Origin of the sequence: Streptomyces sp. NPDC048424, assembly GCF_040651555.1 — a bacterium.
Taxonomy (GTDB): Bacteria; Actinomycetota; Actinomycetes; order Streptomycetales; family Streptomycetaceae; genus Streptomyces.
The window spans coordinates 66,911-86,013 of record NZ_JBEZKE010000003.1 but is presented as its reverse complement, the minus strand read 5'-3'; the positions used below and the strand labels follow the sequence as shown (position 1 = coordinate 86,013).

Genomic DNA, 19,103 nt, shown 5'->3' with positions numbered 1-19,103 from the left:
AGAGATCCTCGTATCGAAGGGCGCACCGGTACATCAAACTTTCGGTTGACCGGGGCCGGCCGGGCCCGACTTACGCTGGTCCGGTCATGACTGCTCCCGCCGCGCCCGCCGCTCCCGCCGCCCCCCTCCTTCCCGTTTCCGGTCTTCCCGTTTCCCGCGCCCTCCCCCCGGTGTCGAGAGTGCTGCGGCTGTGCCTGCACGCGCTGCTCTTCGGGCTGCTCGCGCTCGCCGCCGGGCGGGCCGTGACCGACTCCGCTCCCCGGGCCGGCTGGGTGATCGCCGCCTGCGCGGTCCTGGCCGCCGTCTACGCGGGCGGCGTACGGGCCCCCGCCGTGCACAGCTCGCCGCGCGCCGGGGCGGTGTGGCTGACCGGGCTCGGCGCGGCCTGGGCGGCGCTGTTGGTGGTCTCCCCCGACGGGCTGTGGATCGCCTTCCCCTTGTACTTCCTGGAACTGCACCTGCTGCGGCTGCGCTGGGGCGTCGCGGCCGTCGCGCTGACCGCCTGTGCGGCCATCGGCGGGTTCCTCGCGCACAGCAGCGCGGCGACCCCCGGGGCCTTCCTGGGGCCGCTGCTGGGCGGGGCCGTGGCGGTGGCGACCGTACTGGGCTACCAGGCGCTGTACCGCGAGAGCGAGCGCCGCCGCGAACTGATCGAGGAGCTCATCACCACCCGGGCCGAGCTGGCCGCGGCCGAGCGGGGCGCCGGGATCCTGGCCGAGCGGGAGCGGCTCGCCCGGGAGATCCACGACACCCTCGCCCAGGGGCTGTCCTCGATCCAACTGCTGCTGCGGGCCGCCGAGCGGGCGCTGCCCGAGGAGGCTCCGGCGCTGGAACACATCGCCCGGGCCCGGGAGGCCGCCCAGGAGAACCTCGCCGAGGCGCGCCGCTTCGTACGGGCCCTGACCCCGCCGGACCTGGAGCACGGGTCGCTCGCCGCCGCGCTGGAGCGGCTGTGCGCGGGGGTGCCGGGGCCGCGGGTGCGGTTCTCGCTGAGCGGCAGCCCGCGGGTGCTGCCCACCCCGTACGAGGTGGCGTTGCTGCGGATCGCGCAGTCCGCGCTGGCCAATGTGGTGCGGCACGCGCGGGCCGGGCGCGCCGAGATCACGCTGACCTTCATGGACGCCTCGGTCACGCTGGACATCGTGGACGACGGGCACGGCTTCGACCCCTCCTCGGCCGCGTCGGCCTCCGGTGACGGCGGCTTCGGGCTGCCCGCGATGCGCTCGCGCGCCGAGACGCTGGGCGGGCTGTTCACCGTGGAGTCCGCCCCGGGCCAGGGCACCGCCGTGGCCGTCACCCTGCCGCTGCCCCTGGAGGTCTGACGATGACGATCCGGCTGCTGCTCGCCGACGACCATCCGGTGGTCCGGGCGGGACTGCGCGCGGTCCTGGACACGGAGGCGGACTTCGCGGTGGTGGCCGAGGCGGCGACCGCCGAGCGGGCGGTGGAGCTGGCGGGCTCCGAGCCGGTGGACGTGGTCCTGATGGACCTCCAGTTCGGGCCGGGCCCCGGCATGCACGGTTCCGAGGCGACGGCCCTGATCACCGCCCGCCCGGGCTCCCCCCGGGTGCTGGTGCTGACCACGTACGACACGGACGCGGACATCCTGGCGGCGGTGGAGGCGGGCGCCTCGGGCTACCTGCTCAAGGACGCCCCGCCGGAGGAACTGGCGGCGGCGGTAAGGACGGCCGCCGCGGGCCAGTCGGCGCTGGCCCCGGCGGTGGCGCTGCGGCTGATGGACCGGATGCGGACCCCGGCGGAGGCGCTGACGAAGCGGGAGCTGGAGGTGCTGCAGCTGGTCGCGGACGGCCTGTCGAACCAGCAGATCTCCAAGAAGCTCTTCCTCAGCCAGGCCACGGTCAAGTCCCACCTGGTGCACATCTACGCCAAGCTCGGCGTCGACTCCCGCACCTCGGCGGTCGCGGCCGCCGCCACCCGCCGGCTGATCCGCACACCGTAGGGACTGCCGCCCCGTACCGGGCACGGACCGCCGGGCCGCGCGGCTCAGGCCACCCAGTGCGGGCGGTCGACCGCCGAGGGGAGCGGGATGCCGTCGTGGAAGGCGCCGGCGAGGCGGCGCACGCCCTCGTCCAGGCGGTCAGCGGAGAGCGTGTAGGGGATCCGGAGCCGGTGTTCGAAGGTGCCCGGGTCCACCCCGAAGCGGGCGCCGCGGCCGATGTGCACGCCGGCGGCCGCGGCGCGCTCGGCCAGGGCGGAGCTGACCGCCTCGCCCAGGTCGACCCAGAGCGAGAGCCCGCCCGGGGGGACCTGCCAGGACCATTCGGGCGTGTACCGCTGGAGGGCCTGCACCAGGGCCTCGCGCTGGATCCGCAGCTGGGCGAGGCGGGCGGGCAGGGCCCGGTCCATGTCGTCCATCAGCGGGAGCGCGACCAGCTGGTCGAGGACCGAGCCGGTCATGTCGGCGGAGACCCGTACCGCGGTCAGCTCGGCGATCATCTTCGCGGTGGCCCGGACCCAGCCCACGCGCAGGCCGCCCCAGTGCGTCTTGCTGAGCGAGCCGATGGTGATCACGTGGTCCGCGCCGCCGCGCGGCGCGAGGGAGGCCAGCGGCGGGGGCGCGGGCACGTCCAGCGCGATGTCGGCGATGGTCTCGTCGACCACCAGCCAGGTCCCGGTGGCACGGGTCGCCGCGAGCAGCCGCAGCCGCTGCTCCGGCGGCATCAGCGCGCCCGTCGGGTTGTGGAAGTCGGGGATCACGTACGCCATCCTCGGCACGGTCTGGCGCAGGGTGGACTCGGCGATCTCCATGTCCCAGCCGGCGTCGGAGACGGCGATGGAACCGGTGCGCAGCCGCGCGTGGCGCAGGGCGTCGAGGGCGTTGGCGTAGGTGGGGTTCTCCGTGACGACCCGGTCCCCGGCGCGGCAGAGCAGGCTGACGACCAGGCTGAAGGCCTGCTGGGCGCCGGAGGTGAGCAGGATCTGCTCGGGGCGCGTGGGCAGTCCGCGCCGGCTGAACCGCTCGGCGACGGCGGTCCGCAGGTCGGGCAGGCCGAACGGGTGGTAGCCGGGGCTGCGGGCGAGCTGGGGCAGGCGCGGCGCCGCCCAGGCGAAGGCCTCGGCGAGGCTGCCCTCCGGGGCGCCCATGGCGGCGATGGCGAGGTCGATGCCCGGTTCGCCGTCCGCGCGGCCGCCGATCCCCCCGACGATGGCGTGCGCACCGACCGGGCGGTGGCCGTCGGGGAGTTCGGTCCAGGTGCCGGAGCCGCGCCGGCTGCGGACGTAGCCGCTCTCGCGCAGCAGGTCGTAGGCGCCGGTGACGGTGGCCCGGCTGGCGCCGACGGCCTCGGCGAGTTCGCGTTCGGCGGGCAGCCTGACGTGCAGGGCGATCCGGCCGTCGAGGATCAGCGTGCGGACGGCGTCGGCGAGCGCCCGGTAGCCGGGGCGGGCCAGGACCTCGGCGGGCAGGAGGGCGGCGAGCTGCCGACTGCCGATGGTTCTGTCCGCTGTCTGGACCACTCGCCCGTTTGCCATGCCAACCTCCCCTGATTGGCTCTGACGGCCAGGCCAATCGAGGACCAGACTCGCCGTATTGGCCCCCGATTGGCAAGGAGACGGCGAAATGCTGACCGACCGTGACGAACGTGCCCTGCTGGCCGCCGCCGAGAACCGGGTCTCCCGGCCGCTGCGCATCGGGGCCGCGCTGGACTCCGTACGCCGCACTCTGGCGCGGCGCTCACGGGATTCCGTACAGGAGCGAGAATCGGTGGCATGTCAGCCAACTCCCCCTCCGATTCCGACGCCCCCTCCGCTTCACCCGTGATCGCGGGCCTGCTCCTGGCGGCCGGCGGCGGCCGCCGGCTCGGCGGGCGCCCCAAGGCCCTGCTCCCCTACCGCGGCCGCCCGCTCGTCGAGAACGCCGTACGGGTCCTGCGCGAGGCGGGCTGCGGCCCGGTGCACGTGGTGCTCGGCGCCTCGGCCCCCGAGGTCCGCGAGCGCGCCGACCTGACCGGCTGCGTGGTCGTGGACAACCCGGACTGGGCGGAGGGGATGGGCTCCTCCCTGCGGGTCGGACTCACCTCACTGGCCGGTACGGGCGCCCGCGCGGCCCTGGTCTCGCTCGTGGACCAGCCGGGCATCGGCCCGGCGGCCGTGGCCCGGGTCCGGGAGGCCTACCGCTCCCCCGCGAGCCTGGTGGCGGCGGCCTACGACGGGGAGCGCGGCCACCCGGTGCTGTTCGGCGCGGACCGCTGGGCGGACATCGCGGCGACGGCGACGGGCGACAAGGGCGCACGGGTGCACCTCGCACGACACGCCGAAGAGCTCATGCTGGTGGAGTGCTCGGACATCGCGGAGGCCTTCGACATCGACACACCGCCCGACCTGGTGCGTCTCCTCTGAGCACGGCGTGACGGCGATGGCACTGAGGGCCACCGGGAAGTGGAATCTGTCGACTCAGAGAATCTCGATATCAACAAACCATTGAACTTCCACCATGAGGAAATTACTATCCACTGGTCAGAAGCGCCCTGAACCCCCAGACGGCGCCCGCGACCGTATTCCGGAACTCTCCACACCCGACGGCACCGCGTGCCGTCTCGCGCGAGCATTCCCCCGCGGCCGCCAGGCACCGCCGCTGAAGGAGTGACAGATATGTCCGCACCAGCGCCGTCCCCGCTGGCCATCGTCGACGCCGAGCCCCTGCCCCGGCAGGACGAAGTCCTCACCGAAGCGGCTCTCGCCTTCGTGGCCGAGCTCCACCGGCGGTTCGCCCCCCGCCGCGCCGAGCTCCTCGCCCGCCGCGCCGAGCGCCGTGCCGAGATCGCCCGGACCTCCACCCTCGACTTCCTCCCGGACACCGCACAGGTCCGCGAGGGCGACTGGAAGGTGGCGCCGGCCCCGGCCGCGCTGAACGACCGCCGCGTGGAGATCACCGGTCCGACGGACCGCAAGATGACCATCAACGCCCTGAACTCGGGCGCCAGGGTCTGGCTCGCCGACTTCGAGGACGCCTCCGCTCCCACCTGGGAGAACGTCGTCCTCGGCCAGCTCAACCTCATCGACGCCTACGAGCGCCGCATCGACTTCACCGACCCGCGCACGGGCAAGGCGTACGCCCTGAAGCCCGCCGACCAGCTCGCCACCGTCGTGATGCGGCCGCGCGGCTGGCACCTGGAGGAGCGCCACCTGCGGTTCGAGGGCGGCCCGGCCTCCGGTTCGCTCGTGGACTTCGGCCTGTACTTCTTCCACAACGCGAAGCGCCTGATCGACCTCGGCAAGGGCCCGTACTTCTACCTGCCGAAGACGGAGTCGCACCTGGAGGCGCGCCTCTGGAACGAGATCTTCGTCTTCGCCCAGGACTACGTCGGCATCCCGCAGGGCACGGTCCGCGCCACCGTCCTCATCGAGACGATCACCGCCGCGTACGAGATGGAGGAGATCCTCTACGAGCTGCGCGACCACGCGGCGGGCCTGAACGCGGGCCGCTGGGACTACCTCTTCTCCATCGTGAAGAACTTCCGCGACGGCGGCGAGAAGTTCGTCCTGCCGGACCGCAACGCGGTGACGATGACCGCCCCGTTCATGCGGGCGTACACCGAACTGCTGGTCCGCACCTGCCACAAGCGCGGCGCGCACGCCATCGGCGGCATGGCGGCCTTCATCCCGTCCCGCAAGGACGCCGAGGTCAACAAGGTCGCCTTCGAGAAGGTCAAGGCCGACAAGGACCGCGAGGCCGGCGACGGCTTCGACGGCTCCTGGGTCGCCCACCCCGACCTGGTCCCGATCGCGATGGCCTCCTTCGACGCGGTCCTCGGCGAGAAGCCGAACCAGAAGGACCGGCTGCGCGAGGACGTCTCGGTGGCCCCGGGCGAGCTCATCGCGATCGACTCCCTGGACGCGAAGCCGACGTACGAGGGCCTGCGCAACGCGGTCCAGGTCGGCATCCGCTACATCGAGGCGTGGCTGCGCGGCCTGGGCGCCGTCGGCATCTTCGGCCTGATGGAGGACGCGGCCACCGCCGAGATCTCCCGCTCCCAGATCTGGCAGTGGATCAACGCCGGCGTGGTGTTCGAGAACGGCGAGACCGCCACCGCCGAGCTGACCCGCAAGATCGCGGCCGAGGAACTGGCCGCCATCCGCGCCGAGGTCGGCGAGGAGGCCTTCGCGGCCGGCAAGTGGCAGCAGGCCCACGACCTACTGCTCCAGGTCTCCCTGGACGCGGACTACGCGGACTTCCTGACGCTCCCCGCGTACGACCAGCTGGTCGGCTGATCCCCGGATTCGGCTGACACGCACAGCGGCCGAATCCGCCGGCTCCGCCCCCGTCGCCTTCACGGCACGGGGGCGGAGCCGTTTGCGTTCCACAACAGGAAGATCAGGCTCCCGAACGACCGATCGGTCGTTACTCGTTCGTAACTTGCCTGTACCTAGCGGTAACAAGTGGGCCCGTGTCACCTTTCCGATGCCACCGGCCGGCGGTACCCCCACTTTCCCAGCCACGCGACGGAGTCGTTGCCGACTTCGGCATGGCCGAAAACGCAGGAGTTCCGCAGTGATCGGATTCCGCAACGTCAGCAAGGACCGGTACCGCAGTCGGGTGCGACGACTGGCCGGGGCCGGATTGGTCCTGCCGCTCGCCGTCGGCGCGCTGGTGGCCGGCGGCGCCGGGACCTCCGTGGCCAGCCCCGGGACCGGACCCACCGCCGTGGTGTCCATGGGCGACAGCTACATCTCCGGCGAGGCCGGACGCTGGAAGGGCAACACGCTCACCAACTCCGGGAGCAGGAACGGGACCGACCGGGGCTGGGTCAGCGGCAGCACCTACGATCCCGGCAAGGTGTACGGGACCACGGCCGGCGGGTGTCACCGCTCGGACTCCGCCGAGGTGCGCAGCGCCGGGGCGATCGCCGACGTCGCCGTGAACCTGGCCTGTTCGGGGGCCGTTTCCGACAACGTGTTCCGCGCCTCCAACGGCGGCGTCGCCTTCAAGGGCGAGGCGCCGCAGGCGGACCAGCTCGCCGCGGTGGCCGCGAGCCACAACGTCAAGGTCATCGCGCTGTCCATCGGCGGCAACGACCTGGGCTTCGCCGACATCATCAAGGACTGCGCGCTCGACTTCGTCATCTGGAACTCGTACTGCTACGACGACCAGCAGTACGGGGTCGACCAGAAGATCGACGCGGTCATGGGCAAGGTCGGCAAGTCCGTGGACGAGGTCCGGGCCGTGATGCGCGCGGCCGGGTACGCCGACTCCTCGTACCGGATCGTGCTGCAGTCCTACCCGTCGCCGATCCCGCGGGGCGCCGAGAACCGGTACACGCAGAGCGACTGGAGCCGGCTCAACACGGGCGGCTGTCCCTTCTGGAACCGGGACTCGGACTGGGCGCGGGACTCGCTCGTGCCGCAGATAGCCAACCGGATCAAGGGGGTCGCCGCGGCCAAGGGGGTGCAGTTCCTGGACCTGCGGGACATGATGCAGGGCCGTGAGGTGTGCGCCAAGGCGAGCAAGCAGGTCAGCTCCACGGTGCCGGCCTCGGCGAAGACGAGCGAGTGGGCGCGCTGGATCGACAACAACGAGTCGCAGGGCCTGATCCAGGAGTCCATGCACCCGAACTACTTCGGCCAACTGGCGGCCGGCCGCTGCCTCGCGCTGGTCGTCGCCCAGCCCGCGAGCTCCGGCTTCAGCTGCAAGAACACCGCGGGCGGGGACCAGACCGGGATGTTCCTGACCCCGGCCCCCTGAGGCCTGCGGGGGGCGGCAGGGCCTGGAAGGGGGCTGGAAAGGGCTAGAAGGAGCCGTCCAGCACGGAGAGGACGTTGCCCGCCGGGTCCTTGAACCAGGCGATGGTGGGCCCGCCTTCCGCCTCCCGGACGATGCCCTTGGCGTCCGTGTCGAAGCCCTCGTAGCGCTCGAACCGGACGCCTCGTCCCGTGAGTTCGTCGACGGCCCGATCGACGTCGTCGACGGGGAAGTTGAGGATCGTGAAGCTCGCGGGCTCGTGGTTGTCCTTCTGGTAGACCATGACCGTGTTGTCGCCCGCCAGGTGCAGCGACAGCAGGCCCATGTCCTTGTTCTCCGAGACGCGCAGGCCGAGGGTGCCTTCGTAGAACTCCTTGGCCCTGCCGATGTCGTCGACGGAGAATCCGCTGAATGCCTTGGTGTCTGCGAACATGACCGTTCCTTCGCTCCGACGCTCCCCGCTCTCCATCCTCCCCCCGACGGCGGCGGCCGTCGACCGACGGGAGGCGCACGGCCCGCCCGCGGCCGGTCACCGTACGTGGGCGGGCGCGGCGCCCGGCGGTCGTAAATCCGGGTGAACGGCGCGGCGCGGGCTGGCATGCTCTCGCGCATGGCAGCCCGCACCGCACGTCCCAGCCTCTACATCTCCGTCGACGTCGAGGCCGACGGACCCATCCCCGGCCCCTACTCGATGATCAGTTTCGGGGCCGCGGTCGCCGGCCGGCAGGACGGCGCGTCGTATACGGCCGCCGATCCGCAGGAGCGGACCTTCTACCGCGAGCTGCGGCCGATCAGCGACGCGTACGTGCCCGAGGCGCTCGCCGTCAGCGGGCTGGACCGCGACCGGCTGGTCCGGGAGGGCGCCGACCCGGCGGCGGCCATGGAGGAGTTCCGCACCTGGGTGCGGGAGGTGTCGGCCGAAGCCGGTGCGCAGCCGGTGATGTGCGGCTACCCGGCCCCCTTCGACTGGACCTTCCTGTACTGGTACCTGATGCGGTTCGGCGGTGACAGCCCCTTCGGCCACTCCGGCTGCCTGGACATGAAGACCCTCTACGCGACGAAGGCGCGCGTGCCGCTGCGCGCGGCGGTCAAGGGCCGGATGCCCCGCGAACTGCTGTCGCGGCGCCGCCACACGCACCACGCCCTGGACGACGCGATCGAACAGGCCGAGCTGATGAGCAACCTGATGCTGTGGCAGCCCTCGCCGGCCGTGCCCGCGGCGCAGACTCCCGGCGGCGCCCACGCGTGAACGGGACGGACGATCCGTACCGGCGCGACCGCCTCCGGCTGCTGGTGCCCGTCGCCGACCTCCGCATCGCCGCTCCAGCCGGCATGCCTCGTCATTCGGGAAAAGTGAAGCCCAGTTCGCGCAGGCGGGGCAGGCAGGCTTCGAGGCACTGCTCCACGGACGCAGCATCGGTACGCACGAGGACGTCGTCACGCAACGGGGCGCCACTGGCCACGAACGTCCAGGGCCTCCGCCTCTCCGCCATCCGCTCGGCATCGGCCTTGAACAGCACGGTTATGCCCTGTTCGGCCAGCGCCTCCATGATCGCGACAATGTCCACCGGTGACCCCTCCAGAAGTGGCTCGAACACACCACGGTGAACCTATCCGTCCGAGGACGGACCACGAACACTGGCCCCGCCACCCAGAGTGACCGGCGGAGCCGTCCAAGCTGGAGCACACGCACGCGTACGGCGGTGCGCACGTCACGCCCGCAGTGGGTGACGTGCGCACCGCCGTACGGTCCGGCGGTGTCGGTCAGTGCACCGGCACCGGTTCGGGGGACGCCCCGGAGGCCGCGCCCCTCTTGGCGCCGAGGTGGTTGAAGGCCAGGTTCAGCAGGATGGCCACCACGCAGCCGGTGCTGATGCCGGAGTCGAGGACGACCAGCAGGTCCTTCGGGAAGGCGTGGTAGAAGTCGGGCGCTGCGATCGGGATCAGGCCGATGCCCACGGAGGCGGCGACGATCAGGGCGTTCTCGCCCTTCTCCATGGCCGCGCCGGCCAGGGTCTGGATGCCGCTGGCGGCGACCGACCCGAAGAGGACGATCCCGGCGCCGCCGAGGACCGGCAGCGGGACCACGCCGATGACGGAGGCGGCCATCGGGCACAGGCCCAGCAGGATCAGGATGCCGCCGCCCGCGGCGACCACGAACCGGCTGCGCACCTTGGTCATGGCGACCAGCCCGATGTTCTGGGCGAAGGCGCTGCACATGAAACCGTTGAACAGCGGGCTGAGCGCGCTGCCGAGGGTGTCTGCGCGCAGGCCCCCCTCGATGGTCTTCGCGTCCGCGGGACGTCCGACGATCTTGCCCAGCGCCAGGATGTCGGCGGTGGACTCGGTCATGCAGACGAGCATGACGATGCACATCGAGATGATCGCGGCGACCTGGAACTGCGGGGCGCCGAAGTGGAACGGGGTCGGGAAGCCCACCACGGAGGCGTTCTTGACGGCGTCGAAGCTGGTCATGCCGAGCGGCAGGGCGATGAGCGTGCCCGCGACCAGGCCGAGCAGGATGGAGATCTGCTGGAGGAAGCCGCGCAGGAACTTGCGCATCAGCAGGACGATCACGAGGGTGACGGCGGCCATGCCGATGTTCTTCATCGAGCCGTAGTCGGCGGCGGTGCTGTTCCCGCCCTGCGACCAGTTGAAGGCCACGGGCAGGAGCGAGACGCCGATGAGGGTGATGACCGTACCCGTCACGACCGGTGGGAAGAAGCGGACGAGTTTGCCGAAGTAGGGGGCGGCGAAGAAGCCGAGGATTCCGGCGACGATGATCGCGCCGAAGATGACGGGGATGGCGTTGTCCCCCTCCCCCTTGCCGATGGCGATCATCGGGGTCACACCGGCGAAGGAGACGCCGTTGACGAAGGGGAGTTTGGCGCCGATCTTCCAGAACCCGAGGGTCTGGAGGAGGGTGGCGAGGCCGGCGGTGAAGAGCGAGGCGCCCATCAGGAAGGCGGTCTCGGTGGCGGACAGCCCCACGGCAGGGCCGACGATCATGGGCGGGGCGACGACACCCGCGTACATCGCGGCCACGTGCTGGAGACCGCTCGTGAACATTTTCAGCGGAGGCAGGGTCTCGTCGACCGGGTGTTTCTCCCCGGAGACCTGCGGTACGGCGACTGCGTCTTTGCGAAACCTGGGCATTGCGGCCACGGCTTCCTCCGGTCGGGTAACACGTCGGCAGGGACGTGGGTGTCATGGAGGTGGTGCGAAAGGAGTGCGAGTCGAGCCTGTATGGAGTTGTGGGTGGTGCGACTACGTGTCCCAAGGGGTGCAGAATCGATTCGCCCAAAACCGGTTCCGCGCTGTGGTTCCAGCCGCGGGGGCTGGAGGTGCCGTGGCCATGGCGCGAAGCGCGCGCGGCAGCGCAAGTGGCACGAGTCACCGCCCCCGGGGCGCCCTCGGATTTCCTCAGGCGCTACCCGGGAACGGCTGCCGCGGACCCCGCTCGGGTCCGCGGCGGCCGGCCGGGGGCCGTCCCCCCCGGCCGGACTCCGGGGGATCAGGCCTGCGCGGAGATCCGCGCGAGGCGCTGGGCCTCTTCCCGGGTGGACACCGCGATGGCGTCCTCGTCGGCGAAGAGGAGGCGGTTGTTCTCGACGATCTGCTTGCCGTTGACGAACGACGCGGTCACCGGGGCGGCCGCACCGAAGACCAGCGCGGTGACCGGGTCGGCGATCGAGGAGTGCAGGAAGGTGCTCAGGTTCCACAGCACCAGGTCGGCGCACTTGCCGACCTCCAGCGAACCGATGTTGTCGGCGCGGCCGAGTACCTGGGCGCCACCGTACGTACCGAGGCGCAGGGCCTGGCGCGCGTTCAGGGCGCGCTCGCGGTGGACCGGGTTCAGGCGGTTGATCAGCAGCGCGTTGCGCAGCTCGGTGTGCAGCTCGCCGGACTCGTTGGAGGCGGTGCCGTCCACGCCGAGGCCGACCGGGACACCGGCGGCGAGCATGTCCGGGACGCGGGCGATGCCGGCGGCCAGACGGGCGTTGGAGGACGGGCAGTGCGCGACACCGGTCTTGGTACGGGCGAACGCGGCGATGTCGGAGTCGTTCATGTGGACGCTGTGCGCCATCCACACGTCCTCGCCGAGCCAGCCGGTCGACTCGAAGTAGTCGGTCGGGCCCATGCCGAACAGCTCCTTGCAGAACTGCTCTTCCTCGACGGTCTCGGAGCCGTGCGTGTGCATGCGCACGCCCAGGCGGCGGGCCAGCTCGGCGCCCTGCTTCAGCAGCTCGGTGGAGACCGAGAAGGGGGAGCACGGGGCCACGGCGACCTGGGTCATCGAGTCGAACGAGGCGTCGTGGAACTTCTTCACGGTCGCCTCGGTGTCGGCGAGCGCACCCTCGAGGGTCTCGACGGCGTGGTCCGGCGGCAGGCCGCCGTCCTTCTCGCTGCGGTCCATGGAGCCGCGGGCGAGGGTGAAGCGGACGCCCATCTCGGAGGCGGCGCGGATGATCGAGCCGGAGAGGTCGCCGGAGCCCTTGGGGAAGACGTAGTGGTGGTCCATCGCGGTGGTGACGCCACCCTTGGCCATCGCGGCGAGGGAGCCCTGCGCGGCCGTGTACGTCATCTGCTCGTCGATGCGCGCCCACGTCGGGTACAGCGCGACCAGCCAGTTGAAGAGGTTGTGGTCGGTGGCCAGACCACGCGTGATCCACTGGTAGAAGTGGTGGTGCGTGTTGACCAGACCGGGGGTCACGAGGTGCCCGGTGCCGTCGATGCGACGTACGACGTTCTCGAGGTTCTCGGGGGCCTTGCCCGCACCGATCGACTCGATCTTGTTGCCGGCGACGACGATGTGACCCGAGGCGTACTCGGTGTCGTTGGCGTCGACGGTCGCAATCGCACAGTTCTCGATGACGATGCGCTCGACCGCGCTGTCAGGGGCTGCCGATGCTGCCATGGGACTTCCTCGTGCTTTCAGTGGCGGTATGGGCACGGCAAGGCCCAGGAGATTTGAGTGCCGGAGCCGGGGGCCTTGACAGCTGACAGTACTGCCGCCCCGAGTGATGCGTCCGGGTGCCGATTCAGGAAGCTGAAGAGTGTCGCGCGGTCCCGGGGCCACTGCGGAGCCCCGGGACGCGCGTGCCGCATCAGAGGTTGGTCATGTCCACGGGGATACGGGCGTCAACGCCGTCCCGGAGAACAGTGGCCTCGATCAGACCGTACGGGCGGTCCGCGGCGAAGTAGACCTCGTTGTCGTTCTTGAGGCCGAAGGGCTCAAGGTCCACGAGGAAGTGGTGCTTGTTCGGGAGCGAGAAGCGGACCTCGTCGATCTCCGAACGGTGGTTGATGATGCGCGAACCCATCTGGTACAGGGTCTGCTGCAGCGAGAGGGAGTAGGTCTCCGCGAAGGCCTGGAGCATGTGCTTGCGGGTCTCGGCGTAGGACTTCTCCCAGTTGGGCATCCGCTGGTCGTCGTCCGACCAGCTGAAGCGCCAGCGGGCCGACACCTGGGTGGCGAGGATGCGGTCGTACGCTTCCTTCAGGGTCGTGTACTTGTCCTTCACGTAACCCCAGAACTCGGAGTTCGTGGAGTTCATGACGACGAGGTCCTTGAGGCCGGAGATGACCTCCCAGTTCTTGCCGTCGTACGTGATCTGGGTGACCCGGGTCTCGCCGCCGTCGCGGACGAACGAGTGGTTCACCTCGTCGGAGCCGATGAACTTGGAGTTGGCGTCCGAGGTGGCGATCCGGGACCAGGAGTACTCCTCGATCCGGATGCGCGCCTTCTGGATCGGCTCCTGGCTGTTGACGAACCAGCGCGCCAGGTGGATGCCGAACTGCTCGGCGGACTCGATGCCGTATTCCTTGGCGAACGCGTACACCGTGTTCTTGGTGGTGTCCGTCGGCAGGACGTTGGCGTTCGAGCCGGAGTAGTGGACGTCGTCCATGTCGCCGGAGAGGGCGACCGAGACGTTCAGGTCCTTGATGTGGTGCGTGTCGCCGTCCCGCGTGATCTTGACGACGCGGTTCTCTGCTTTGCCGTACTGGTTCTGGCCCAGAATCGTGGCCATGCTAGCTCCCTCGGTAAACGGAGTAGCCGAACGGGTTGAGCAGCAGCGGTACGTGGTAATGCTCGCCCGGGTTCACCGCGAAGGTGATGGTGACCTCGGGGAAGAACGCACCGCTGTCCCTTACGCGGGGGGCGTCCTGCTGCGCCTCGGCTTGCTTCTTCGAAAAGTACGTCTCGGTCTCGAAGTCGAGACGCACGTGGGTGGTGCCCTCCGGCAGCGCCGGCAGGTCCTTGCAGCGCCCGTCCGCATCGGTGGCGGAGCCGCCCAGGGCCGCCCACTCGCCGTCCAGACCCGTACGGGCCGACAGGGAGATGGCGACGCCCTCGGCGGGCTTGCCGATGCTGGTGTCCAGGATGTGCGTGGACACCGACGCGGTGGTCTCGGTGCTCATGATCGGTCTCACTCTCCTTCAACGAGTTCGACGAGGCGGGTCAGGCGGATCTTGTTGATCTTGACGAGCTCGCCGCGGGCGATTTCCCGCTCCCGCTCCGGCGAGTTGTCGATCCGGACCTTGACCGCGTCCCGCATGAACTCACCGGTCGCACCGGTGGCGCAGATGAGGAAGACGTGGCCGAACTTCTCCTGGTACGCCAGGTTCAGTTCGAGGAGCTCGTTCTTGAGCTCCTCCGAGGCGCCGGCCATGCCACGCTGCTCGCGGGCGGAGGTCGGGTCTCCCGGCTTCGGCCGGCCGATCGGCGCGTGGCCTCCCATCGCTTCGCCCAGGTCGTCCGCGGTGAGCTCCGCCATGGCGGCTTCGTTCGCGGCGAACAGGGACTCTGCGGTGGCGAAGGGGCGCTGGGCGAGCATCTTGCTCCCCCACGCCGAACTGGCGCACACCTCGTGCAGCTCGGCCGTGGCCGCGCTGTCGTCCAAGGTGTTGAACCGGGTGAGACCCGGGGTCGGACTCGAAGTCACGGTAGGCCTCCGTGGCCTGTTGTTGCTTTGACGGGCTGCGCATAGCTAACGCCCTCGACAACACGGCGTCAACACTTTGTTGAAACTTCCCGTACACAAAAGCCGCCGCCCGGGTGAATTGGGCGGCGGCTCGTCACTGCGGGTCAGCAGTCTTTCACTCTTGGCTGCTCTTGGCGCTGCCTTTGGGGCCGGAATCCCGGTTCAAGTAGTTGTAGACCGTGAAGCGGCTTACACCCAGGGCGCCCGCGACCGTTTCCACACCGTGCCGCACGGAGAAGGCGCCCCGCGCCTCCAGTATCCGCACCACGTCCTGCTTGGACTTCCGGTCGAGCTGCGACAACGGTACGCCGTGCCGGCGCTCCAGGGCCGCCAGGATGTGGTCCAGCGAATCCGAGAGCTGCGGCAGGCGCACGGCCAGCAGGTCCTGGCCCTCCCAGCTGAGCACGACGTCGTCGGGCTGCGCCAGGGCCGGATCCATCAGCTCGCCGCCCATGGCGTCCACCAGCGGCTTGACCGCGGTGACGAAGGGGTGGTCGCGGGGCTCCGTCATGGGGTGTCCTCCCCGATCACGTTGACCTGGAGCGAGACGCGCGTGGCCCCGGCCTCCAGTGAATCGCGCAGCAGCGCGCCCACCGCGGCCAGCACCCGGTCGGCCTCACCCTCGGCGGTGTTGCCGAACGGGCCGACGTCCACCGCGTCCAGCTGGGCCTTCTGAATGACCTCGCGCGCGGCCACGGCATGGGCAGGAGCCTCTTCGAGGTCGAAGGGCTCGGTCGTGAACTCCACTCTCAATCGCACGCGGTCAAGCTACCCCGCGGTCTCGATTTTCCGGCAGTCCGTACTTGACATCCGGGACAAGCCCGATGCAGTCTTCCATCAAGCAGAAACTAACTTCCGCAATACGGAAGGAGCGCACACCCCTCATGGGATACACGGACCAGCGCTTCGATGTAAACCTTTCGATCCTCTTCACGGAACTCCCGCTCCTGGAGCGTCCCGCGGCTGCCGCCGCGGCGGGCTTCACGGCGGTCGAGCTGTGGTGGCCCTGGATCGAGACCCCCACCCCCGCACAGGAGGAGCTCGACGCCCTCAAGAAGGCTCTTGAGGACGCCGGCACCCAGCTGGTGGGCCTGAACTTCTACGCCGGCCAGCTGCCGGGGCCGGACCGCGGTGCGGTCTCGGTTCCCGGTGCGGAGTCGGAGCGCTTCAACGCCAACATCAACGTGGCCGCGGACTTCGCGGCCTCGGTCGGCTGCAAGGCGCTGAACGCCCTGTACGGCAACCGCGTCGAAGGCGTGGACCCGGCCGTACAGGACGAGCTCGCGCTGAAGAACCTGGTCGTGGCGGCCCGGGCCGCGGACCGCGTCGGCGCGATCCTCCTGATCGAGACCCTCAACAAGCCCGAGTCGCCGCTCTACCCGCTGGTGAGCGCCCCGGCCGGCATCGAGGTAGTGGACAAGGTGAACGAGGCCACCGGCCTCGGCAACGCCAAGTTCCTGCTCGACCTGTACCACCTGGCGATGAACGATGAGGACCTCTCCGAGGTCATCGAAAAGTACGCCGCCAAGACCGGGCACGTCCAGATCGCGGACAAGCCCGGACGCGGTGCCCCCGGCACCGGCGAGCTGCCCCTCGAGGAGCTGCTCGACCAGCTGAAGAAGGCCGGATACGAGGGCTACGTAGGCCTGGAGTACAAGGCCGCCGACGCTGCCGCGTCCTTCGCATGGCTGCCGGCCGAGGCCCGCGCCGCGAAGTAGGCGGACAAAGTCCAGGCGATCAGCCAGGCACGTCACGAACTTTTCGTACAAAGCATTAAGAGAAGGACCCTCATCATGAGCAACCCCACTGCGCTCCCGTCGATCGCCTGGATCGGTCTCGGCATCATGGGCTCCCCCATGGCCGAGAACCTCCTGAAGGCCGGCTACTCGGTCACCGGTTTCACCCTGGAGCAGGACAAGCTGGACCGCCTGGCCGCCGCCGGCGGCTCCGTGGCCGGCTCGATCGCCGAGGCCGTCAAGGACGCCGACGTCATCATCACGATGGTGCCCGCCTCCCCGCAGGTCGAGGCCATCTCCTACGGTGAGAACGGCATCCTCGAGAACGCGAAGTCCGGCGCGCTGATCATCGACATGTCGTCGATCACCCCGCAGACCTCGGTCGACCTCGCGAAGAACGCCGCCGAGAAGGGCATCCGCGTCCTCGACGCCCCGGTGTCCGGCGGCGAGGCCGGCGCCATCGAGGCCGTCCTGTCGATCATGGTGGGTGGCGAGCAGGCCGACTTCGACGCCGCCCTGCCGATCCTCGAGGCGCTCGGCAAGGTCATCGTCCTGTGCGGCCCGCACGGCTCCGGCCAGACGGTGAAGGCCGCCAACCAGCTCATCGTCGCGGTGAACATCCAGGCGTGCGCCGAGGCCGTCGTCTTCCTCGAGAAGTCCGGCGTGAACCTCCAGGCCGCCCTGGACGTCCTCAACGGCGGTCTGGCCGGCTCCACGGTCCTGACCCGCAAGAAGGACAACTTCCTGAACCGCGACTTCAAGCCCGGCTTCCGGATCGACCTGCACCACAAGGACATGGGCATCGTCACCGACGCCGCCCGCAACGTCGGTGCGGCCCTCCCGGTCGGCGCGGTCGTCGCCCAGCTGGTCGCCTCGCTGCGCGCCCAGGGTGACGGCGGCCTGGACCACTCCGCCCTGCTCCGTGCGGTCGAGCGCCTCTCCGGCGCTCAGATCTGAGCACTTCCCCTCTTACAGGGGATCCGAGTCTCCGGATGGCGCCGGTGCTGACACCTGTCCTGTCGCGCCCAAGTGCCGGCGCCGTCCGGATCACCACTCGCCTTTCAACTTCGTTCAACAAACTGTTGACGTTTAGTTGCCGCCGAAATTAGGCTGTTCCGCATGACGGAAGACGCTTTCCGTCAGCAGTTACCCGTACGGAAGGTCACCATGTCGAAGCGCACGCTGACGACCGAGTCCGGCGCCCCGGTCGCCGACAATCAGAACTCCGCCACCGCCGGCGTCGGTGGCCCGCTCCTGGTCCAGGACCAGCAGCTCCTCGAGAAGCTTGCCCGCTTCAACCGCGAGCGCATCCCGGAGCGCGTGGTGCACGCCCGCGGCTCCGCCGCGTACGGCTACTTCGAGGTGACGGACGACGTCACCGCGTACACCAGCGCCGCGTTCCTGAACACGGTCGGCAAGAAGACCGAGACCTTCCTGCGGTTCTCCACCGTCGCCGACTCGCTCGGCGGCGCGGACGCGGTCCGCGACCCGCGCGGCTTCGCGCTCAAGTTCTACACCGAAGAGGGCAACTACGACCTCGTCGGCAACAACACCCCGGTGTTCTTCATCAAGGACCCGATCAAGTTCCCCGACTTCATCCACTCCCAGAAGCGCGACCCCTTCACGGGCAAGCAGGAGCCGGACAACGTCTGGGACTTCTGGGCGCACGCCCCCGAGGCGACGCACCAGATCACCTGGCTGATGGGTGACCGCGGCATCCCGGCGTCGTACCGCCACATGAACGGCTACGGCTCCCACACGTACCAGTGGACGAACGAGCAGGGCGAGGCCTTCTTCGTCAAGTACCACTTCAAGACCAACCAGGGCATCCGGTCCCTGTCGGGCGAGCAGGCCGCCGAGCTCGTCGGCAAGGACGCGAACTCGCACCAGACCGACCTGCTCCAGGCGATCGAGCGCGGTGTGAACCCGAGCTGGACCCTCTACGTCCAGATCATGCCCGCCGCCGAGGCCGCGGACTACCGCTTCAACCCGTTCGACCTCACCAAGGTGTGGCCGCACAGCGACTACCCGCTGCAGCGCGTGGGCCGCCTGGTCCTCGACCGCAACCCGGACAACGTCTTCGCCGAGGTCGAGCAGTCCGCCTTCTCCCCGAACAACTTCGTCCCGGGCATCACCGCCTCGCCGGACAAGATGCTCCAGGGCCGTCTCTTCGCGTACGCCGACGCCCAGCGCTACCGCCTCGGTGTGAACCACACCCTGCTGCCGGTCAACGCCCCGAAGGCGACGAAGGCCGACAACTACGGCCGCGACGGCGTCATGGCGCTGCGCAACGGCTCGCGCCACGACAAGAACTACGAGCCCAACTCGTACCAGGGCCCCGCCGAGACCGGTCTCGCGCTCGGCGCCCCGAAGGCCGTCTCCGGCTACACGGGCACCCACGAGGCCCCGGCCCACACCAAGGACGACGACTTCTTCCAGGCCGGTGAGCTCTACCGCCTGATGTCGGAGGCCGAGAAGCAGCGTCTGGTGGCGAACATCGCCGGCGGCCTGTCTCAGGTCACCCTCGAGGACGTCATCGAGAAGAACCTGGCTCACTTCCACGCCGCGGACGCCGACTACGGCCGTCGCGTCGAGGAGGCCGTGCGCGCCCTGCGCGACGCCTGAGCCGCACAGCTGTACCGGGGGCCTGACGGGAGGTCAGGCCCCGGGTGCTGAGCCCGA

Annotated in this window: 19 protein-coding genes; 9 read left to right on the top strand and 10 right to left on the bottom strand. The window is 70.0% G+C overall.

Going from position 1 to position 19,103, the window contains the following annotated elements; translation table 11 throughout:
- The first annotated feature begins 86 nt into the window (after positions 1–86).
- Both AB0D29_RS05215 and AB0D29_RS05210 read left to right on the top strand, forming a co-directional pair.
- On the top strand, positions 87–1,322 hold the full coding sequence (locus AB0D29_RS05215) for a sensor histidine kinase (protein WP_362852225.1): 1,236 nt from the start codon (positions 87–89) through the stop codon (positions 1,320–1,322).
- 2 nt (positions 1,323–1,324) lie between these two features.
- Positions 1,325–1,960, top strand: a complete 636-nt coding sequence (locus AB0D29_RS05210) for a response regulator transcription factor (RefSeq protein WP_030715232.1) — start codon at positions 1,325–1,327, stop codon at positions 1,958–1,960.
- A gap of 44 nt (positions 1,961–2,004) precedes the next feature.
- Here the strand turns inward: AB0D29_RS05210 and AB0D29_RS05205 are convergent, their stop codons facing one another.
- Positions 2,005–3,492, bottom strand: a complete 1,488-nt coding sequence (locus AB0D29_RS05205; protein WP_362852224.1) for a PLP-dependent aminotransferase family protein — start codon at positions 3,490–3,492, stop codon at positions 2,005–2,007.
- Between the two features lie 237 nt (positions 3,493–3,729).
- Here AB0D29_RS05205 and AB0D29_RS05200 point away from each other — a divergent pair, with 237 nt between their 5' ends.
- The 3 genes from AB0D29_RS05200 to AB0D29_RS05190 all read left to right on the top strand — a co-directional run bounded on the left by AB0D29_RS05200 (position 3,730) and on the right by AB0D29_RS05190 (position 7,702).
- The gene (locus AB0D29_RS05200) at positions 3,730–4,359 is read left to right on the top strand and encodes a nucleotidyltransferase family protein (protein ID WP_362852223.1); all 630 of its coding nucleotides are present in this window, start codon (positions 3,730–3,732) and stop codon (positions 4,357–4,359) included.
- A gap of 252 nt (positions 4,360–4,611) precedes the next feature.
- On the top strand, positions 4,612–6,231 hold the full coding sequence (gene aceB / locus AB0D29_RS05195) for a malate synthase A (protein WP_362852222.1): 1,620 nt from the start codon (positions 4,612–4,614) through the stop codon (positions 6,229–6,231).
- A gap of 280 nt (positions 6,232–6,511) precedes the next feature.
- A complete protein-coding gene (locus tag AB0D29_RS05190; RefSeq protein WP_362852221.1) occupies positions 6,512–7,702 on the top strand; it encodes a GDSL-type esterase/lipase family protein in 1,191 nt (396 codons plus the stop codon).
- Between the two features lie 43 nt (positions 7,703–7,745).
- Here the strand turns inward: AB0D29_RS05190 and AB0D29_RS05185 are convergent, their stop codons facing one another.
- Positions 7,746–8,132: a VOC family protein gene (locus AB0D29_RS05185; RefSeq protein ID WP_362852220.1), complete on the bottom strand. Its 387-nt coding sequence runs from the start codon at positions 8,130–8,132 to the stop codon at positions 7,746–7,748.
- 177 nt (positions 8,133–8,309) lie between these two features.
- Here AB0D29_RS05185 and AB0D29_RS05180 point away from each other — a divergent pair, with 177 nt between their 5' ends.
- The gene (locus AB0D29_RS05180; protein WP_362852219.1) at positions 8,310–8,948 is read left to right on the top strand and encodes a 3'-5' exoribonuclease; all 639 of its coding nucleotides are present in this window, start codon (positions 8,310–8,312) and stop codon (positions 8,946–8,948) included.
- 91 nt (positions 8,949–9,039) lie between these two features.
- Here AB0D29_RS05180 and AB0D29_RS05175 read toward each other — a convergent pair whose 3' ends face one another.
- The 8 genes from AB0D29_RS05175 to AB0D29_RS05140 form a co-directional block, all read right to left on the bottom strand.
- Complete coding sequence (locus AB0D29_RS05175) at positions 9,040–9,267, bottom strand: hypothetical protein (RefSeq protein WP_362852218.1); 228 nt, start codon at positions 9,265–9,267, stop codon at positions 9,040–9,042.
- 196 nt (positions 9,268–9,463) lie between these two features.
- Positions 9,464–10,855, bottom strand: a complete 1,392-nt coding sequence (locus AB0D29_RS05170; protein WP_362852217.1) for a nucleobase:cation symporter-2 family protein — start codon at positions 10,853–10,855, stop codon at positions 9,464–9,466.
- A gap of 358 nt (positions 10,856–11,213) precedes the next feature.
- Positions 11,214–12,617 (bottom strand): 8-oxoguanine deaminase, encoded by a 1,404-nt coding sequence (locus AB0D29_RS05165; RefSeq protein ID WP_030715217.1) that lies wholly within the window; start codon positions 12,615–12,617, stop codon positions 11,214–11,216.
- Between the two features lie 190 nt (positions 12,618–12,807).
- Positions 12,808–13,731, bottom strand: a complete 924-nt coding sequence (gene pucL / locus AB0D29_RS05160; RefSeq protein ID WP_362852216.1) for a factor-independent urate hydroxylase — start codon at positions 13,729–13,731, stop codon at positions 12,808–12,810.
- Position 13,732: 1 nt separating this feature from the next.
- Positions 13,733–14,122 carry a hydroxyisourate hydrolase gene (gene uraH / locus AB0D29_RS05155; RefSeq protein ID WP_030715205.1) on the bottom strand — a complete coding sequence of 130 codons (390 nt, stop codon included), beginning with the start codon at positions 14,120–14,122 and terminating at the stop codon, positions 13,733–13,735.
- An 8-nt stretch (positions 14,123–14,130) separates the two neighbouring features.
- Entirely contained in the window at positions 14,131–14,646 is a 516-nt protein-coding gene (gene uraD, locus AB0D29_RS05150) for a 2-oxo-4-hydroxy-4-carboxy-5-ureidoimidazoline decarboxylase (RefSeq protein WP_362852215.1), read from the bottom strand.
- Between the two features lie 154 nt (positions 14,647–14,800).
- On the bottom strand, positions 14,801–15,196 hold the full coding sequence (locus tag AB0D29_RS05145) for a helix-turn-helix domain-containing protein (protein ID WP_030715200.1): 396 nt from the start codon (positions 15,194–15,196) through the stop codon (positions 14,801–14,803).
- A complete protein-coding gene (locus tag AB0D29_RS05140) occupies positions 15,193–15,444 on the bottom strand; it encodes a thiamine-binding protein (RefSeq protein WP_326587156.1) in 252 nt (83 codons plus the stop codon). The genes AB0D29_RS05145 and AB0D29_RS05140 overlap by 4 nt, the downstream gene beginning before the upstream one ends.
- Positions 15,445–15,569: 125 nt before the next feature.
- Here AB0D29_RS05140 and AB0D29_RS05135 point away from each other — a divergent pair, with 125 nt between their 5' ends.
- From AB0D29_RS05135 to AB0D29_RS05125, 3 genes are all read left to right on the top strand, one after another.
- Positions 15,570–16,403, top strand: a complete 834-nt coding sequence (locus tag AB0D29_RS05135; protein ID WP_351287118.1) for a TIM barrel protein — start codon at positions 15,570–15,572, stop codon at positions 16,401–16,403.
- Between the two features lie 75 nt (positions 16,404–16,478).
- Positions 16,479–17,378 (top strand): 2-hydroxy-3-oxopropionate reductase, encoded by a 900-nt coding sequence (locus tag AB0D29_RS05130; RefSeq protein ID WP_362852214.1) that lies wholly within the window; start codon positions 16,479–16,481, stop codon positions 17,376–17,378.
- Between the two features lie 210 nt (positions 17,379–17,588).
- On the top strand, positions 17,589–19,046 hold the full coding sequence (locus AB0D29_RS05125; RefSeq protein ID WP_362813334.1) for a catalase: 1,458 nt from the start codon (positions 17,589–17,591) through the stop codon (positions 19,044–19,046).
- Positions 19,047–19,103 lie beyond the last annotated feature (57 nt).

Bases quoted from the DNA above. Each gene is read 5' to 3' on its own strand.
- AB0D29_RS05215 (WP_362852225.1), top strand. From the start codon at position 87: ATGACTGCTCCCGCCGCGCCCGCCGCTCCCGCCGCCCCCCTCCTTCCC.
- AB0D29_RS05210 (WP_030715232.1), top strand. From the start codon at position 1,325: ATGACGATCCGGCTGCTGCTCGCCGACGACCATCCGGTGGTCCGGGCG.
- AB0D29_RS05205 (WP_362852224.1), bottom strand. From the start codon at position 3,492: ATGGCAAACGGGCGAGTGGTCCAGACAGCGGACAGAACCATCGGCAGT.
- AB0D29_RS05200 (WP_362852223.1), top strand. From the start codon at position 3,730: ATGTCAGCCAACTCCCCCTCCGATTCCGACGCCCCCTCCGCTTCACCC.
- aceB (WP_362852222.1), top strand. From the start codon at position 4,612: ATGTCCGCACCAGCGCCGTCCCCGCTGGCCATCGTCGACGCCGAGCCC.
- AB0D29_RS05185 (WP_362852220.1), bottom strand. From the start codon at position 8,132: ATGTTCGCAGACACCAAGGCATTCAGCGGATTCTCCGTCGACGACATC.
- AB0D29_RS05180 (WP_362852219.1), top strand. From the start codon at position 8,310: ATGGCAGCCCGCACCGCACGTCCCAGCCTCTACATCTCCGTCGACGTC.
- AB0D29_RS05170 (WP_362852217.1), bottom strand. From the start codon at position 10,855: ATGCCCAGGTTTCGCAAAGACGCAGTCGCCGTACCGCAGGTCTCCGGG.
- AB0D29_RS05165 (WP_030715217.1), bottom strand. From the start codon at position 12,617: ATGGCAGCATCGGCAGCCCCTGACAGCGCGGTCGAGCGCATCGTCATC.
- pucL (WP_362852216.1), bottom strand. From the start codon at position 13,731: ATGGCCACGATTCTGGGCCAGAACCAGTACGGCAAAGCAGAGAACCGC.
- uraH (WP_030715205.1), bottom strand. From the start codon at position 14,122: ATGAGCACCGAGACCACCGCGTCGGTGTCCACGCACATCCTGGACACC.
- AB0D29_RS05145 (WP_030715200.1), bottom strand. From the start codon at position 15,196: ATGACGGAGCCCCGCGACCACCCCTTCGTCACCGCGGTCAAGCCGCTG.
- AB0D29_RS05135 (WP_351287118.1), top strand. From the start codon at position 15,570: ATGGGATACACGGACCAGCGCTTCGATGTAAACCTTTCGATCCTCTTC.
- AB0D29_RS05130 (WP_362852214.1), top strand. From the start codon at position 16,479: ATGAGCAACCCCACTGCGCTCCCGTCGATCGCCTGGATCGGTCTCGGC.
- AB0D29_RS05125 (WP_362813334.1), top strand. From the start codon at position 17,589: ATGTCGAAGCGCACGCTGACGACCGAGTCCGGCGCCCCGGTCGCCGAC.